The organism is Streptomyces qaidamensis (assembly GCF_001611795.1).
GTDB classification, from domain to species: Bacteria; Actinomycetota; Actinomycetes; order Streptomycetales; family Streptomycetaceae; genus Streptomyces; species Streptomyces qaidamensis.
The window spans coordinates 5178646-5195309 of sequence record NZ_CP015098.1; the positions used below are offsets into that span (position 1 = coordinate 5178646).

Consider the following 16664-nt stretch of genomic DNA (forward strand, 5'->3'; position numbering starts at 1 on the left):
GATGCGGGGGTTTTCTGCGTTTAGGCTCAAAGCCATGCGCTATGACCTCGTGATCTTCGACAACGACGGTGTGCTCGTCGACAGTGAGCCCATCTCCAACCGGCTGCTCGCGGCGTACCTCACCGAACTGGGGCACCCCACCTCGTACGAGGAGTCCATTCGGGACTACATGGGATCGGCGATGCACCGGATCCATGAGCTCGTCCTCCAGCGGACGGGGCAGCGGTTGCCGGAGAGCTTCGACGACGTCTTCCACGCGCGGGTGTTCGCGGCGTTCGAGCAGGAACTGGTGGCCGTGGCCGGGGCGCCCGGAGTCCTGGAGAAGCTGGCCGCGGACGGTGTGCCGTACTGCGTGGCGTCCTCCGGGAGCCATGAGCGGATTCGGGTGGGGCATCGGACGACCGGGCTCGACCGGTGGTTCGACCAGGGGCGGATCTTCAGTTCACAGGACGTCGGGCGGGGTAAGCCGGCCCCCGACCTCTTCCTGTACGCCGCCGAGCGGATGGGGGTCTCGCCGGAGCGGTGCGTCGTCGTCGAGGACAGTCCGCTGGGTGTCCAGGCGGCCGTCGCGGCGGGGATGGACGTCTACGGGTTCACCGCCATGACGCCGGCGGAGAAGCTCACCGGGGCGACCGGGCTCTTCTCCGATATGGGGGAGCTGGCCGACCTGCTGGTGTGAGCCGCTCCCGAAGGCCGGCCGAAGCTGAATCACATTCATCTTCGGCTGGATCTACCCACGGGTAAGCAGGGGCCCTACGCTCGCCGCCATGACTCATGTGCTGCGGCGCGGCAGGGGCTCGCTGGCGTTCAGCTTCCTGGTGCAGGGTGTCGCCTTCGCTCTGCTCGTGACGAGGATCCCGGCCATCCAGGACCGGTATGGGGTCTCCGACGCGCTGCTGCCGGCGTTTCTGGCCGCCGTGCCGATCCTCGCCGGGGTCGGGAGCGTGACCACCGAGCGGCTGGTGAAGCGGGTGCGGCCGAGCCGGCTGCTGCGGTGGTCCCAGCCCGTGGTGCTGCTGGCGCTGCTCGGGGTCGGGGCCGGGGAGCGGATGGTGGAGCTCGGGGTCGCGCTGGCGGCGTTCGGGCTCGCCGTCGGGGTGCTGGACGCGTCGATGAACATGCTCGGGGTGAGCCTGCAGCGGTCGTACGGGCGCAGCATCATGCTCAGTTTCCACGCGGCCTACAGCCTGGGCGGGATCGTCGGGGCCTCGTTGGCGTGGGTGGGTGCGCACTGGCATCTGGCGTTGTGGGTGTCGTATCTGCCGGTCGTGCTGGTGCTGTTGCCGGCTGTGCTGGTGGGGAGCCGGTGGTACGTCGACGACCGGGATGCGGGACCCGTGGCGGAGGAGAAGGGCGGGGAGGGCCAGGCGGTCGCCTTCAAGTGGCTGTTGCCGCTGTGTCTGGTGATGACGGTCGCGTACATCGGGGACTCGACCGTCTCCAACTGGAGTGCGAAGTACCTTCAGGACGTGCTCGGGAGTTCGGAGCAGATGGCGACGGTGCCGTACAACGTGTACATGGTCACGACGCTGCTGGGTCGGGCGCTCGGGGACCTCGGGGTGCGGCGGTTCGGGGCGGTCGCGGTGGTGCGGGGCGGGGCGCTGGTGGCGGCGGGCGGGTTCGCCGTGGTGGCGGCGGCCCCGGGGGCGTGGGTCGGGATGCTGGGGTTCACGCTGCTGGGGCTGGGACTGTGCGTGCTGGTGCCGCAGACCTTCGCGGCGGCCGGACGGCTGTTCCCGGGGGCCTCGGACGCGGCCGTCGCTCGGCTGAATGTCTTCAACTATGTGGGGTTTTTGATCGGTTCGCCGCTGGTCGGGGCGCTCGGGGACCTGTGGAGTTATCGCGGGGCCATGCTGGTGCCGATGGTGTTGGTGCTGGTGACGCTGGTGTACGCCCGGTCGTTCGCGCCTCAACCGGACCGATACGGTGGCGGGCATGAGCGGCCGCGCACAGCTGATGTGGGACGAGGCAGTAACGGGCTATGACTTCGGTCCGGGGCATCCGATGGACCCCGTCCGGCTCGCCCTGACCCGGAAACTGGTCGACGCCTTCGGGCTGGACCGTGAGGTGGACGTCGTCGCCGCCAAGGCGGCCGGGGAGTCGACGCTGCGGCTCGTCCACCGGCAGGACTACATCGAGGCGGTGAAGGCCGCGTCGGCGGATCCGGCGGCGGCGGACCAGTCGTACGGGCTGGGGACGACGGACGATCCGGCGTTCGCCGGGATGCACGAGGTGTCGTCGCTGATCGCCGGGCAGTCGGTCGGGGCGGCGGAGGCGGTGTGGCGCGGTGAGGCGCTGCACGCGGTGAACTTCGCGGGCGGGCTGCACCACGCGATGCCGGGCGGTGCGTCCGGGTTCTGCATCTACAACGACGCGTCGCTGGCGATCGCGCGGCTGCTGGAGCTCGGCGCGGAGCGGGTCGCGTACATCGACGTCGACGTGCATCACGGGGACGGGGTGCAGGCGGCGTTCTGGGAGGACCCGCGGGTGCTGACGATCTCGCTGCACGAGCATCCCCGGACGCTGTTCCCGCAGACCGGGTGGCCGGAGGAGACCGGGGCGGACAGCGCGGAGGGCTCGGCGGTGAACGTGGCGCTGCCGGCCGGGACGGGGGACGCGGGGTGGCTGCGGGCGTTCCACGCGGTCGTGCCGGAGCTGATCGCGGACTTCCGGCCGCAGGTGCTGGTGACGCAGCACGGGGCCGATACGCACTTCGAGGATCCGCTGGCGCACCTGGCGGTGTCGCTGGACGCGCAGCGGGCGGTGCAGGTGGCCTGTCACGACCTGGCGCACGAGCACGCCGGCGGGCGGTGGGTGGCCCTGGGCGGGGGCGGCTACGCGGTGGTCGATGTCGTGCCGCGCTCGTGGACGCATCTGGTCGCGATCGCGGCGGGCCGGGCCGTGGAGCCCGAGGCGATGATCCCCGAGGGCTGGCGGCAGGAAGTGTTCGCGAGGACGCGGCAGTTGGCTCCGGCGCGGATGACGGACGGGCGCTGGCCGGTGGAGTGGTCCGGCTGGGAGGCGGGGTACGACCCGGCGGACCGGCTGGACCAGGCGGTGCTGGCGGCCCGGCGGGCGGTGTTCCCGCTGCGGGGGCTGCTGGCGTGAGGGGGGGCGGCGGGTGTGGGCGGGCGGTGCGGTGTTCGTGGTGCGGCGGGCGGTGTTCCCGCTGCGGGGGCGGCTGGCGTGAGGGGGTGTCGGCGGGTGTGGGCGGGCGGTGCGGTGTTCGTGGTGCGGCGGGCGGTGTTCCCGCTGCGAGGGCTGCCGGCGTGAGGGAGTGACGCCGGGTGTAGGCCGAGCGTGCGGTGTTCGCGGGTTCTGGGGACAGGGGGAGTTCCGGTCACGCACGATCTCCGTGTGCTGACCACCGAAGCCCTGCGTGCGCACCTGGTGGGCGCGCGGCTCGCCGGGACCGTGGCGACCTCGCGGGAGGAGAGCCTGCGCCGTTACCGGCTCTTCGCCGCCCGGGACCCCCGGGTGCTGCTCGGTATCGATCCCGAAGGTGCCTGGGGGCAGCGGGAGTTGATCGAGCTGATGGCGGACAGGTGTGGGGTTTCGGCCGATTCCCGGCGGGTTTCCGGCCAGGACGTGATCGATCCGGAGCGGACCCTGGCGGCTCTGGACGCCTTCGCGGAACACCTCGCCGAGGCCGCCCGGCGCAAGGCTCCCGTGCTCCTCGGCACCGGGCACCCGCACCGGCTGCTCGGTTTCTACGGCGCTCTGGCAGACGCGCTGTCGGCGGCGGGATGTGACGTTCTCACCCCCGCGCAGGGTCGCCGTGTCGACATAACGACCCGGTTCGGCCTACGCACGTACAACCTCGACTACGTACGAGGAGTCGCGCTGGTGCGGACCCCCCGCGCGGAACGCCCCGGTTGTGAGCCCGGCGCACATACGCACTCACCTCTCCCGGTTCGTACCGTACTGGCCGCTTGCGCGGAGGCCGGCGGGCCCCTTCCCGAGCTGGTGATCGGAGACCACGGGTGGGTCTGCGGGGCAGGTCAGCTGGGGTTCGAGGCCATCGGGCCGGCCGATACGGACGACCCGGCGCTGTTCGTGGGGGAGGCCGAGGGGTCCGTGTCCGTCGCTGTTCCACTTGATGACGGCGTGCGGTCCGATTACTACCTGCCGCTTACCCGCTACGTACTCAATCGGGCGTGTCTGTCACAGTAGGCCGCCGATGGGTGCACCTCTTCCCCACTCGCATCACTGGCCCCTACATTGGGGAGTGAGCACGCAGCGACGAAGAGTCACCGGAAGGGGAAGCCGGTGGCCGTCGAGTGCGGAAGGTTCAGGTGTGTCATGGCTGCAGCTGGCGAGAGGCCTCTGAACGAGGTTCAGTTCCTTACCGTGGCGGAAGTCGCCTCGGTGATGCGAGTGTCGAAGATGACCGTGTACCGGTTGGTGCACAGCGGTCATCTGCCCGCGATCCGTGTGGGGCGGTCCTTCCGCGTCCCGGAGCAAGCGGTTCACGAGTACCTCCGCGAGAGTTATGTGGGGGTGGAAACCGCCTGACGGCAGGGTCGGGGCGATCCTCACAGGGCACTTCGGATCTCCCCGGCCTCCTCGATTACGACCTCAGCGCTCGGACGGGTAGGCTGGCCCCTCGTAGGTCGTATGGGCCCATGGCGCCCAAACACCGAGTGATGAGAAGTGAGCGAGGGTAGTCGTGGGCTCTGTTATCAAGAAGCGGCGCAAGCGGATGGCGAAGAAGAAGCACCGCAAGCTGCTCAAGCGCACGCGCGTTCAGCGTCGCAACAAGAAGTAAGTTCGCGACGCGGACGCCGCGAGAGCGTTGCTGTGGCCCCCCACCACCGGTGGGGGGCCACACGCATATCCGTTCCGGTCGTCCGGCGGTTCCGGTCACTTCGCGCATCGGGCGGTCATCACAGCGCGACAGCAACCCGCTAAGTTGGCCCCACGGGGGAACGCGGCGGGGGCGAGAGGTTCGGAAGGAAGGCGCTGATCTTGGGCAAGGTCGTGCTCGTGACCGGAGTGGCCCGCCAGCTGGGGGGCCGGTTCGTCAGGCGGATCCAGCGGGACCCCGAGGTGGAACGGGTCGTCGCCGTGGACGCGGTGCCCCCCGAGCACCATCTGGGCGGTGCCGACTTCATCCAGGCCGACATCCGGCAGCCCGGGATCGCGCGGGTGCTCGCCGAGACGGGCGCCGACACGATCGTCCACCTGGACGTGACGGGCACGCCGCTGGGCAGCGGCAACCGGGCCTCCCTGAAGGAGACCAACGTCATCGGCACCATGCAGCTGCTCGGTGCCTGCCAGAAGTCCCCGTCCGTGCAGCGGCTGGTCGTGAAGTCCAGTACGAACGTCTACGGCTCCGCGCCCCGCGATCCGGCCGTGTTCACCGAGACGACCCCGCCCAAGTCCCTGCCCAGCGGCGGCTTCGCCAAGGACACCGTCGAGGTCGAGGGATACGTCCGCGGCTTCGCACGCCGGCGGCCCGACGTGGCCGTGTGCGTGCTGCGGTTCGCCAACATCCTGGGCCCGACCGCGGACACCCCGCTCGTCTCGTACTTCGCGCTGCCGGTCCTGCCGACCGTGTTCGGCTACGACCCGCGGCTGCAGTTCGTGCACGAGGACGATGTGATCGAAGTGCTGCGGATCGGCTCGCACGAACCCCGCCGCGGCACGCTCAACAGCGGCACCTTCAACATCGCCGGCGACGGTGTGCTGCTGCTCTCCCAGTGCTCCCGGCGCCTCGGGCGCCCCACCGTGCCCCTGCTGCTCCCGGCGGTCACCTGGGCGGGCTCGCTGGTGCGTACCCTGGGGATGACGGACTTCTCGCCCGAGCAGATCCGGCTGCTCACGCACGGCCGGGTGGTGGCCACGGGCCAGATGCGCGAGACGCTGGGATTCCAGCCCAAGTACACGACCGCGGAGACGTTCGCGGACTTCGCCCGCAGCCAGGGCCCCGGACTCCTTCCGCCGGAGGCCCTTGCCGGGGCCGTCGACCGGATCGCCGACCTGCCCCTCGCGGGCGGCGGACACCTCCCGACGCAGAGCGCCAACTGAGGAGCGCATCAACGATGGCGGACGCCAAGGTCATTCCGTTCGACGACGACCGGTCCCGGGGGAGCGCCGTGCAGCGTCCCCAGCGGCGCCGGAGCGCCGGGAACCGTCGCCCGGGCGCGGAGTCCGTGCCGGTACGTGAGGTGCAGCCCCTGCCCACCAGGGCTGTTCCGCAGGATGATGTTCCTGTGACTTCTGAGGAACAGCCGCCGGAGCCTTCCCGGGAGGGCGCGGGCGGTCTCGAACGGCGGATCGCGGGCGGCCTGGCCTTCCTGCGCCGCCGCCTCACCGGGGACTACGAGGTCGACGACTTCGGCTACGACGAGGAACTCACCGACCAGGTCCTGATGTCCCTGCTGCGCCCGCTGTACGAGACGTACTTCCGGGTCGAGGTGAAGGGCGTGGAGAACATCCCGTCCGAGGGCGGGGCCCTGATCGTCGCCAATCACTCCGGCACCCTGCCGATGGACGGCCTGATGATGCAGGTCGCGGTGCACGACAACCATCCGGCGGGCCGACATCTGCGCCTGCTCGCCGCTGATCTGGTGTTCATGCTGCCGGTGGTCAACGAGCTGGCCCGCAAGCTCGGTCACACCCTGGCGTGCGCCGAGGACGCGTCCCGGCTGCTGGAGCAGGGCGAACTGGTCGGGGTGATGCCGGAGGGCTTCAAGGGCCTCGGCAAGCCCTTCGCGGACCGGTACAAGCTGCAGCGCTTCGGCCGTGGCGGTTTCGTCTCGACGGCTCTGCGCGCGGGGACGCCGATCATCCCCTGCTCGATCGTCGGGGCCGAGGAGATCTACCCGATGATCGGCAACGCCAAGACGGTTGCCCGGCTGCTCGGTTTCCCGTACTTCCCGATCACGCCGACGTTCCCGTGGCTCGGGCCGCTCGGGGCGATTCCGCTGCCGACCAAGTGGACGATCCAGTTCGGCGAGCCCATCCCGACGGACGGCTACCCGCCGGAGGCGGCCGAGGACCCGATGCTGATGTTCAACCTGACCGACCAGGTCAGGGAGCAGATCCAGCACACGCTGTACAAGCTGCTGGTGCAGCGGCGGTCGGTGTTCTTCTGATCCTGCCGACGTACGACGGTGGGGGCGCCCCTTGCTGAAGGGGCGCCCCCACCGTCGCCATCTGGTCCGCTAGTCCGCGTCCTCGCTGTCGATGCCCAGGCCGGGCAGCAGTCCCGGCAGGAGCGGCGGGAGCGTCACGTCCGGCTCGGGGACGGGTGTGTCGCCCTCCGCCGACGGGGAGGTGCTCGCCTCGCTGTCCTTGTCCTTCGGCGGGTCGAGCAGGCCGCCGGTGTTGCCGCCGAGCAGGCCGTCGCCGGCGCTGCCGGAGCCGGCCGAGCGGCTGGGGCTGCCGCCGCTGCCGGTGCTGCCCCCGTCGCTGTGCCGGCTGCCGCTGTCGCTGGGCCGGGCCGAGCGGTCGGTGCCGGAGGAGCCGCTGGGAGCCGATTCGGTGGCGCCCTGCCGCTTGCCGTCGCCGCCGCTGGTGGCCGGAGGTTCGGGCAGCAGGGACCGCAGCGGGGCGACGTCCTCCTCTATGGCGTCGAACACCGAGGACACCTGCTCGCTGACGTCCCCCAGCTGGACGGGCAGTCGCTCGCGCAGTTCGCCCCAGGCCTCGCGGTGGGAGCGGGAGAACGCGGACAGGGCCTGCATGGGGCCCAGGGAGTCCGGGTCGCGCTCGTACGCCTCGCTCAGCAGCCGGTGGCCCTCGGACGCGTCGTGCCGCATGCCGGACAGGGCGCGGCGGATCTCGCCGAGGGACTCGTGGTCCAACGGGCCGCTCCGGCCGCGCTCCATCAGGCGCCGGGCTTCGCTGAGCCGGGTGGAGGCGTGGTCGAGGTAGACCCGGCCGCGTTCGTCCGCCCCGTCGGCGAGGCCGAGCTTGACGTCCTCGATGCCGCGCTTGAGGCCGTAGAGCGAGTCGCCGGGCAGGGCGTCCGAGCTGGCGGCGGAGACTCCGCCGAAGGCGCTGGCGGCCACCCCGACGCTGAGTCCGCCCGCGGTGAGGCCCTTGGCGAGCCGGGAACGCGGCCGGAACTTCCTCAGCGAACCCGCGCGGTGCGCCCCGCGGCCCCGGGATCGCTGCTCGGGGACCGCGCTGTCCGTCGCCCCGCCGCCCACGGTGCCCTCCTGGAGCATGGCCTCGAAGGCGGCCACCAGCTGGGCCCGCTGAACGACCTTGACCTCCGGGTCGAGCTCCGGCTTGGGCAACGCGCCGAGACCCGAGGCGAGCGCCAGATGGCGGGCCTGCTCAGTCGGTCCCACGACTGCCGGGGCCGGTGCCGAACCTTCGGGCTGCTCGGCCGCCGTGCCCTGCTCGGACTGCTCCTCCAGGGCCTGGGCGAAGGCGTTCGCCCGCCGGTGCGCCGATACGTTCGCGATCACTGGCGGCACCTCCTCTCGTCATGACGGTCGACTCCCCAGGGGGTCCTGAGGGTTGCACACCCTGACCACGACCACACGATCGAGTGATCGGAGTCGGCCAGGGGGTGACCACAGGGAGCCTGCATCCCGCACAACGAGCGGCGTGGCACTTGGGTTACGGACCACGGCTGATCGGATGCCGAAGCCAACGGACGTTCACGGACCGTGAGTTGGGTGTCGCCGTCTGTGCGGGGCGGTCAGCGGGCGTCTTCCGGGAGGAGCCGGGCGAGGGTGCGGACGGCCCGGTACTGGAGGGTCTTGATGGCGCCCTCGTTCTTGCCCATGACGCGGGCGGTCTCGGCGACGGAGAGGCCCTGGAGGAAGCGGAGCGTCACGCACTCCTGCTGCTGGGGGTTGAGCCGCCGCACGGCGTCGAGCAGGGCGGCGTTGGAGAGGGACTCCAGGACGGAGTCCTCGGGGGAGCGCTCGACCTCGTTGGCGTCGAGCATCTCGCCGGTGGTCACCTCCAGCCGGAAACGGCTGGACTTGAAGTGGTCCGCGACGAGGTTGCGGGCGATGGTCACGAGCCAGGCGCCGAAGTCGCGGCCCTGCCAGGTGAAGGTGCCGATGCGGCGCAGGGCACGCAGAAAGGTCTCGCTGGTGAGGTCCTCGGCGGTCGCCTTTCCTCCGACCCGGTAGTAGATGTACCGGTAGACGGTGTCGCTGTACTGGTCGTAGAGGCGGCCGAAGGCATCGGACTCGCCGGCCTGGGCGCGCTCCACGAGGTCCATCATCCGGGCGCTGTCGCTGTCCGCCGCCGGGCGGCGGGCGGTGGCCGCCCCGGACGGGCGGCCTCGTCTGCCGACCGCGGCGCTGCCGTCGGCCAGTGCGTAGCACGGGCCGACGGGCGCGGCGGTGGCGAATGCGGGGCTGGCGTACGCGGTGGGGACGAAGCCGCGCAACAGGTTTTGGACCGTTGCGCGCAGCGTAGCCAGGCCCGAGGCGTCAACCCCGACGTGTGGGTACACGGGACTCCCAGAGGCAGAGCTTCCATCACGTGCAGTGCGGGACCTTTCACCCGTCGTAGCGACGGTGGGGTACCGGTTTGCGTCTGAGGAGAATAACGCTTCGTGCAGGCACTGCTACACCGAGTTGCTCAAATCATCGATTACGTCGCTTCCGTAACCGATTGACGCCGTATCAAGTGCCGGACCGTGAGCGATTGTTGATCGAAAAGGTTCGGATTGCGGCTGAGTCCAGGGCGTGTTGTGGCCGTGTGCAGCCAAGAGGACTGGACACGAGGTTGTGGGGGTACGCCAGTTGGATTTACGGCGATTGTCAGGCCGTAAACATCCGTGTCCCGGTTTGATCGGGTGGTCAGCGGCGGCGGCGGTGCAGGGCGATGGCGGCCGCCGTGCCGCCGGCGACCGCGCCGACGCCCGCCGCGGCGGGGATGCCGACCTTGGCCGCCTTGCGGCCGGTGCGGTAGTCGCGCAGGCGCCAGTCCAGCTCGCGGGCGTGCTTGCGCAGCTTGCTGTCCGGGTTGATGGCGTAGGGGTGGCCGACCAGCGAGAGCATCGGGATGTCGTTGTGCGAGTCGCTGTAGGCGGCGCAGCGGCCGAGGTCCAGGCCCTCGGCGGCGGCCAGGGCGCGGACCGCCTCGGCCTTCGCGGGGCCGTGCAGCGGTTCGCCGACGAGTTTGCCGGTGTAGACGCCGTCGACGGACTCGGCGACCGTACCCAGGGCGCCGGTCAGGCCGAGGCGGCGGGCGATGACCGTGGCGATCTCGACGGGGGCGGCCGTCACCAGCCAGACCTTCTGCCCCGCGTCCAGATGGGCCTGGGCGAGGGCGCGCGTACCGGGCCAGATGCGCTCGGCCATGTACTCGTCGTAGATCTCCTCGCCGATCGACTGCAGTTCGGCGACGCGGTGGCCCTGGACGATCGACAGGGCCGAGTCACGGGCCTCCTGCATGTGTTCGGGGTCCTCGACCCCGGCGAGGCGGAACCACGCCTGCTGCCAGGCGAACTTGGCGAGTTCGCGCGTCTCGAAGAACTTCCGCTTGTACAGGCCCCGCCCGAAGTGGAAGAGGGCGGCGCCCTGCATGACGGTGTTGTCCAGGTCGAAGAAGGCGGCGGCCTGGTCGTCGCCGTGCACCGGGAACTGCGGTTCCTCGGTCGTGCCGGCGGCTTCCTGCGTGGACTTGCGGGCTGCCTCCGCCGAGGCCTCGCCTGCCAAAACGCTCCGCGCCGTGGCGGAGCGCCTACGGGGAGTGAGCCATCCGAGAGCGGCCATGGCGTGAGCATAGCCATTCTGTTCGGGGGTTCCGGAGTCAGAAGGTTGGAAGCCTGTGAACTCTCGGCAAGCGTGTCGTTAAAGATGCCGCGCGGGACGGACGCGGCCGGCGCGCCCCCTGGCGCTTTCGCGAGGGTTCCGCTTGCCGCCGGGCGCGCGACAATGGCCGACATGAGTCCCCTCTTCCGTCGTACGCCCCCTCGGGACCGGCTCGTCACCCTGATCCGCAAGCCCGGCTGTCATCTGTGTGATGACGCACAGGTCGTTGTGGAGAAGGTGTGCGGTGATCTCGGAGTCCCCTGGGAGCAGAAGGACATCACCGAGGATCGGGAACTGCACGACCAGTACTGGGAGCAGATCCCCGTCGTGCTGGTGGACGGCAGGCAGCACACGTTCTGGCGCGTGGACGAGGGCCGCCTGCGCAAGGCGCTGACCGACTGATCCCGCCCGGTGAGCAACTGACCGATCAGTCCAAAGCGGCCGCCGTGTCGCTTAGGATCGATGGTGACTTGGTCTCGGGGGCGGGATTCGCTGAGGAGAGTGTGCGGTTTTGCCCCCGAAAGACAAGGAACGGTGGTGCGTATGCGCCGGTTCCCCGCGCGTGCGCCGGGGGCGCGTGACCCCGGTCACGTTGGCCGGGCAAATCGGACACCATCTTTGTGCACGCGTTCACAAAGACATAGCCTGCTTTCGACGGGGCGGTCATGTAGGGACGTATGACCGCCTACAGCCCCGCTCTACCCGCAGGAGCACCGTGGCAACTGGCCGAACTCACCGACCGGCGACCCGCAGCCGAGGGATTCCCGAGGCCACCGTCGCCCGGCTTCCGCTGTACCTCCGCGCTCTGACCGCGTTGTCGGAGCGCTCGGTTCCCACGGTCTCCTCCGAGGAGCTCGCGGCCGCGGCGGGGGTCAACTCCGCGAAGCTGCGCAAGGACTTCTCCTACCTCGGCTCCTACGGGACCAGGGGTGTCGGCTACGACGTCGAGTATCTCGTCTACCAGATCTCCCGCGAGCTGGGGCTCACCCAGGACTGGCCGGTCGTGATCGTCGGTATCGGTAACCTCGGCGCCGCCCTCGCCAACTACGGCGGTTTCGCCTCCCGCGGGTTCCGGGTCGCCGCGCTGATCGACGCCGACCCCGCCATGGCCGGCAAGCCCGTCGCCGGGATCCCGGTGCAGCACTCCGACGACCTGGAGAAGATCATCCAGGACAACGGCGTGTCGATCGGTGTCATCGCCACCCCCGCCGGTGCCGCCCAGGCGGTCTGCGACCGGCTCGTGGCCGCCGGTGTCACCTCCATCCTGAACTTCGCGCCGACCGTGCTGTCCGTTCCGGACGGCGTCGACGTGCGCAAGGTCGACCTCTCCATCGAGCTGCAGATCCTCGCCTTCCACGAGCAGCGCAAGGCCGGGGAGGAGGCCGCCGCCTCCGACGGGGGCGTCCCGGCCGCCGCCGCCCGCAGCGACTCCGCCGACCAGGGACCGGACGGGGACATGCCCGCCGTGATGCCGGCATGAGCCTCCTCGTCGTCGGACTGAGCCACCGCAGCGCCCCGGTCAGCGTCCTGGAACGGGCCGCGCTGAACGCGGACGAGCAGGTCAAGCTGCTCCAGGACACGGTCGCCGCCGAACCGGCCACCGAGGCCGCGGTGCTCGCCACCTGCAACCGCATCGAGCTCTACGCCGACGTGGACAAGTTCCACGCCGGTGTCGCCGAGCTGTCCACGCTGCTCGCCCAGCACAGCGGCGTCGGCCTGGAGGAGCTCACCCCTTATCTCTACGTGCACTACGAGGACCGGGCCGTTCACCACCTGTTCTCGGTGGCCTGCGGGCTGGACTCGATGGTCGTCGGCGAGGGGCAGATCCTCGGCCAGATCAAGGACTCCCTGGGCCGAGCCCAGGACCTGCACTCCGCCGGCCGCCTCCTGAACGACCTGTTCCAGCAGGCCCTCAGGGTCGGCAAGCGCGCCCACTCCGAGACCGGCATCGACCGCGCCGGCCAGTCCCTGGTCACCTTCGGTCTGGAGCAGCTGGCCCGGGGCGGCGACGTACAGCAGTGGGCCCGGGGCAAGAAGGCCCTGGTCATCGGGGCCGGTTCGATGTCCTCCCTGGCCGCGGCCACGCTCGCGCGGGCAGGTGTCGCCGAGGTCGTCGTCGCCAACCGCACCCTCGACCGTGCCGAGCGGCTCGCCCGGATCCTGACCGAGGGCGACGACACGGACGTGGCGGCCCGCGCGGTACCGATGGAGTCGGTGCCGGCCGAGCTGACACGTGCCGACGTGACCGTCTCCTGCACCGGCGCGACGGGCCTGGTCCTGACGGCCGAGTCGGTCGCCGGGGCGATCGAGGGCCGTACGCCCCCGCCGTCGGCCGGGCCCGGCACGGACGGTCCGGGCGCGCCGGGCGGCGAGTCCGGCTCCGCGACCGGTTCCGGCGCGCAGCGGGACGGTGCGTCGGGCACCGGCCTCGGCGGCGAGGACGGCTGCCCGCTGGAGCTGTCCTCGGTGCAGGGCACCGCCGGGTTCTCCGTGCTGGGCGAGGCGGCCGTGGCCGGGATGGCCGCCGCCGACCTCGAACAGCACGCGGCGTGGGTGGACAACGGCACGGCGGGCGGCGACCGGCGTGCCGCGGGCGGTACGGCCCGGCCGGGACAGACCGGCACGCTCGACCCGGCCGCGGACACCGACGCCATCGCCGCGCTCGCCGTGACCGTCGCCACCGTCGGGCGGATCCCCGAGCGCCGCAGGCCCGAGCCGGTCGAGGAGCCGCAGCGGCCCGAGCCCGTGCTCTTCCTGCTGGACCTGGCGATGCCGCGCGACATCGACGCGGCCGCGCACCGGCTGGCCGGGGTGCGGCTGGTGGACATCGAATCGCTGGCGGAAGCCTCCGCGGGCGCTCCGATGGCTGCCGATGTGGACCAGGTACGGCGTATCGTCTCCGACGAGGTCGCGGCCTTCGGGGCAGCACTGCGGGCCGCACACATCACACCGACCGTGGTCGCCCTGCGCACCATGGCCGCCGATGTCGTGGCCGGCGAGATCGCCCGGCTGGACGGACGGCTGCCCGGTCTCGACGACAAACACCGAGCGGAGATCACCCAGACCGTGCGGCGCGTGGTCGACAAACTGCTCCACGCGCCGACCGTGCGGGTCAAGCAACTCGCGGCCGAACCCGGCGGCGCCGGGTACGCGGACGCGCTGCGGACCCTGTTCGACCTCGACCCCGAGACGGTGGCCGCCGTCTCCCGGGCCGAGGACAGCACCACCGAGAAAGACCGAGGGCCGGCATGAGTGACAAGGCGCTGAGGCTCGGTACCAGGCGCAGCAGGCTCGCCATGGCCCAGTCCGGGCAGGTGGCGGAAGCCGTGAGCCGGGTGACCGGGCGGCCCGTCGAGCTCGTCGAGATCACCACGTACGGTGATGTCTCGCGCGAGGCGCTGGCCCAGATCGGCGGCACCGGCGTGTTCGTGACCGCCCTGCGTGACGCGCTCCTCAAGGGTGAGGTCGACTTCGCGGTGCACTCGCTGAAGGACCTGCCGACCACGCAGCCCGACGAACTGGTCGTGGCCGCCGTGCCGGTGCGCGAGGACCCGCGGGACGTGATCGTCGCCCGGGACGCGCTGAAGTTCACCGACCTGCCCTCCGGGGCCCGCATCGGAACGGGTTCGCCGCGCCGCATGGCGCAGCTCAACGCGTACGCCCGCAGCCACGGCCTGGACATAGCGACGGTCCCGATCCGCGGCAACGTCGACACCCGCATCGGGTTCGTGCGCAGCGGAGAGCTCGACGCCGTCGTGCTGGCCGCCGCCGGACTCAACCGGATCGGCCGCGGTGACGAAGTGACCGACTTCCTGTCGGTCGACACGATTTTGCCCGCCCCCGGCCAGGGGGCCCTGGCGATCGAGTGCACCGCGGACAACGCGGACCTCATCGCCGCGCTCGCCGAACTCGACGACCCGTTCACACGGATCGCCGTGACGGCCGAGCGATCACTGCTCGCCGCCCTGGAAGCCGGTTGCAGCGCCCCTGTGGGGGCGCTGGCCGACTTGCTGGCCGACGGGCAGATTGTCAAGGAAATGCGCCTGCGCGGCGTCGTCGGGACCACCGACGGCACGCGCATGGTGCAGCTGTCCACCACCGGTCCCGTGCCCGAGACGCATGACGGGGCAATGGCGCTCGGTCGCGAACTCGCGGCCGAGATGCTCGCCCAGGGCGCGGCCGGTCTGATGGGGGAGCGAGCACAGTGAGCCCCACCACCCTTTCCGCCGGTCCTGAACACGGGCACGTCACCTTCCTGGGTGCCGGACCCGGAGATCCGGGACTACTGACTCTGCGCGCCGTGGAGGCGCTGGCGCACGCGGACGTCCTCGTCGCCGAGCACGAGGTGCTCGACGTCGTACGTCAGCACGCCAGGCAGGGCGTGTCCGAAGTGCACACGGATCCGGATCCTTCCCAGGATCCTGCTCCGGGCACAGGAGCGCCCCAGCTGACGGTAGTTGACGGAACGTCAACCACCGCGGCCGTCCCCGTGGTGCGGGATGCCGCACATCTTGTCATGGAGGCCGCACGGGGCGGCAGGCGGGTCGTGCGTGCGGTGTCCGGGGACCCGGGCCTCGACACGTACGCCGCCGAGGAGATGCTGGCGTGCGCCGCCGCCGGGGTGCCCTTCGAGGTCGTCCCCGGCATCGCGAGCGCCGTCGGCGTGCCCGCGTACGCCGGTGTGCCGCTGCGCGACGCGCAAGGCGCGGACGTGCGGTTCGTGGACGCGCGGACGGCGTCGGACCGGTGCTGGACGGAGGTCGGGGCGTCGGACGGCACGGTCGTCGTGTCCACGACGCTGGACTCCGTCGCCGCGGCGGCCGGCGAGCTCGTCTCCGCCGGACGCAAGCCGGACACCCCGATGACGGTCACCGTCGCCGGTACGACCACCCGGCAGCGCACCTGGTCCGCCACGCTCGGCACGATCGCGCAGACGCTGAAGCAGGCCAAGGTGCTGCCCTCGCCCGACGGCGGCCGGCCGGTGATAGCCGTGGTCGGTGAGCGTTCCGCCGCCGCCCAGCGCGACCAGCTCGCGTGGTTCGAGTCCAAGCCGCTGTTCGGCTGGAAGGTGCTCGTGCCGCGGACGAAGGAGCAGGCGGCGTCGCTCTCCGACCAGCTGCGGTCGTACGGGGCCGTGCCGTACGAGGTGCCGACGATCGCCGTCGAGCCGCCGCGCACGCCCCAGCAGATGGAGCGGGCGGTCAAGGGTCTCGTCACGGGCCGCTACGAGTGGATCGCCTTCACCTCGGTGAACGCGGTCAAGGCCGTGCGGGAGAAGTTCGAGGAGTACGGGCTCGACGCGCGTGCCTTCGCGGGCATCAAGGTCGCGGCCGTCGGCGAGCAGACGGCGAAGGCGCTGATCGCGTTCGGCGTGAAGCCGGACCTGGTGCCGAGCGGTGAGCAGTCGGCCGCCGGTCTGCTGGAGGACTGGCCGCCGTACGACCCGGTCTTCGACCCGATCGACAGAGTGTTCCTGCCGCGTGCCGACATCGCCACGGAGACGCTGGTGGCCGGGCTGATCGAGCTCGGCTGGGAGGTCGACGACGTCACGGCCTACCGGACCGTGCGGGCCTCGCCGCCGCCGGCGGAGACCCGTGAGGCGATCAAGGGCGGTGGCTTCGACGCCGTTCTCTTCACCTCGTCCTCGACCGTGCGGAACCTGGTCGGCATCGCCGGCAAGCCGCACAACGTCACCGTGATCGCGTGCATCGGCCCGGCCACGGCGAAGACCGCCGAGGAGCACGGGCTCCGGGTGGACGTCATGGCTCCGGAGCCGTCCGTCCACAAGCTGGCGGAAGCCCTGGCCGACTTCGGCGCGAAGCGCCGGGTGGCGGCGGTGGAGGCCGGCGACCCGGTGACGCGGCCGAGCGAGCGGCGGCCGGGGGCGCGGCGGAGGCGTTCGACGACGTGAGCGACCCTCACTGGCTG

Annotated in this window: 16 protein-coding genes; 13 read left to right on the top strand and 3 right to left on the bottom strand. The window is 71.2% G+C overall.

Going from position 1 to position 16664, the window contains the following annotated elements; genetic code table 11:
* The first annotated feature begins 34 nt into the window (after positions 1 to 34).
* The 8 genes from A4E84_RS23015 (at position 35) to A4E84_RS23045 (ending at position 7100) form a co-directional block, all read left to right on the top strand.
* Positions 35 to 679: an HAD family hydrolase gene (locus A4E84_RS23015; RefSeq protein WP_062931566.1), complete on the top strand. Its 645-nt coding sequence runs from the start codon at positions 35 to 37 to the stop codon at positions 677 to 679.
* Between the two features lie 88 nt (positions 680 to 767).
* A complete protein-coding gene (locus A4E84_RS23020) occupies positions 768 to 1985 on the top strand; it encodes an MFS transporter (protein ID WP_062928400.1) in 1218 nt (405 codons plus the stop codon).
* On the top strand, positions 1936 to 3108 hold the full coding sequence (locus A4E84_RS23025; protein WP_062928401.1) for an acetoin utilization protein AcuC: 1173 nt from the start codon (positions 1936 to 1938) through the stop codon (positions 3106 to 3108). The genes A4E84_RS23020 and A4E84_RS23025 overlap by 50 nt, the downstream gene beginning before the upstream one ends.
* A gap of 249 nt (positions 3109 to 3357) precedes the next feature.
* Positions 3358 to 4173 (top strand): phosphatase, encoded by an 816-nt coding sequence (locus tag A4E84_RS23030; RefSeq protein WP_062928402.1) that lies wholly within the window; start codon positions 3358 to 3360, stop codon positions 4171 to 4173.
* Between the two features lie 129 nt (positions 4174 to 4302).
* Positions 4303 to 4515: a helix-turn-helix domain-containing protein gene (locus A4E84_RS23035; protein ID WP_004984898.1), complete on the top strand. Its 213-nt coding sequence runs from the start codon at positions 4303 to 4305 to the stop codon at positions 4513 to 4515.
* Between the two features lie 154 nt (positions 4516 to 4669).
* On the top strand, positions 4670 to 4768 hold the full coding sequence (locus A4E84_RS41100; RefSeq protein WP_003948845.1) for a 30S ribosomal protein bS22: 99 nt from the start codon (positions 4670 to 4672) through the stop codon (positions 4766 to 4768).
* A 200-nt stretch (positions 4769 to 4968) separates the two neighbouring features.
* Positions 4969 to 6030: an NAD-dependent epimerase/dehydratase family protein gene (locus A4E84_RS23040; protein ID WP_062928403.1), complete on the top strand. Its 1062-nt coding sequence runs from the start codon at positions 4969 to 4971 to the stop codon at positions 6028 to 6030.
* A 14-nt stretch (positions 6031 to 6044) separates the two neighbouring features.
* Complete coding sequence (locus A4E84_RS23045) at positions 6045 to 7100, top strand: 1-acyl-sn-glycerol-3-phosphate acyltransferase (protein WP_062928404.1); 1056 nt, start codon at positions 6045 to 6047, stop codon at positions 7098 to 7100.
* 69 nt (positions 7101 to 7169) lie between these two features.
* Here A4E84_RS23045 and A4E84_RS43845 read toward each other — a convergent pair whose 3' ends face one another.
* From A4E84_RS43845 to A4E84_RS23060, 3 genes are all read right to left on the bottom strand, one after another.
* Complete coding sequence (locus tag A4E84_RS43845; RefSeq protein WP_062928405.1) at positions 7170 to 8423, bottom strand: DUF5667 domain-containing protein; 1254 nt, start codon at positions 8421 to 8423, stop codon at positions 7170 to 7172.
* Between the two features lie 236 nt (positions 8424 to 8659).
* Positions 8660 to 9430 carry an ECF subfamily RNA polymerase sigma factor, BldN family gene (locus A4E84_RS23055; RefSeq protein ID WP_062928406.1) on the bottom strand — a complete coding sequence of 257 codons (771 nt, stop codon included), beginning with the start codon at positions 9428 to 9430 and terminating at the stop codon, positions 8660 to 8662.
* A 349-nt stretch (positions 9431 to 9779) separates the two neighbouring features.
* Positions 9780 to 10697 (bottom strand): HAD family hydrolase, encoded by a 918-nt coding sequence (locus tag A4E84_RS23060; protein WP_062928407.1) that lies wholly within the window; start codon positions 10695 to 10697, stop codon positions 9780 to 9782.
* Between the two features lie 162 nt (positions 10698 to 10859).
* Between A4E84_RS23060 and A4E84_RS23065 the strand changes: the two genes are divergently transcribed.
* The 5 genes from A4E84_RS23065 (at position 10860) to A4E84_RS23085 (ending at position 16647) form a co-directional block, all read left to right on the top strand.
* Complete coding sequence (locus A4E84_RS23065) at positions 10860 to 11138, top strand: glutaredoxin family protein (protein WP_174569452.1); 279 nt, start codon at positions 10860 to 10862, stop codon at positions 11136 to 11138.
* 313 nt (positions 11139 to 11451) lie between these two features.
* Entirely contained in the window at positions 11452 to 12216 is a 765-nt protein-coding gene (locus tag A4E84_RS23070; RefSeq protein ID WP_020275182.1) for a redox-sensing transcriptional repressor Rex, read from the top strand.
* Positions 12213 to 13988 carry a glutamyl-tRNA reductase gene (locus A4E84_RS23075; protein WP_062928408.1) on the top strand — a complete coding sequence of 592 codons (1776 nt, stop codon included), beginning with the start codon at positions 12213 to 12215 and terminating at the stop codon, positions 13986 to 13988. Before A4E84_RS23070 ends, A4E84_RS23075 begins: the two co-directional genes overlap by 4 nt.
* Positions 13985 to 14944 (top strand): hydroxymethylbilane synthase, encoded by a 960-nt coding sequence (hemC, locus tag A4E84_RS23080; RefSeq protein WP_062928409.1) that lies wholly within the window; start codon positions 13985 to 13987, stop codon positions 14942 to 14944. The genes A4E84_RS23075 and hemC overlap by 4 nt, the downstream gene beginning before the upstream one ends.
* Complete coding sequence (locus A4E84_RS23085; RefSeq protein ID WP_062928410.1) at positions 14941 to 16647, top strand: bifunctional uroporphyrinogen-III C-methyltransferase/uroporphyrinogen-III synthase; 1707 nt, start codon at positions 14941 to 14943, stop codon at positions 16645 to 16647. Before hemC ends, A4E84_RS23085 begins: the two co-directional genes overlap by 4 nt.
* The last annotated feature ends 17 nt before the right edge of the window (positions 16648 to 16664 follow it).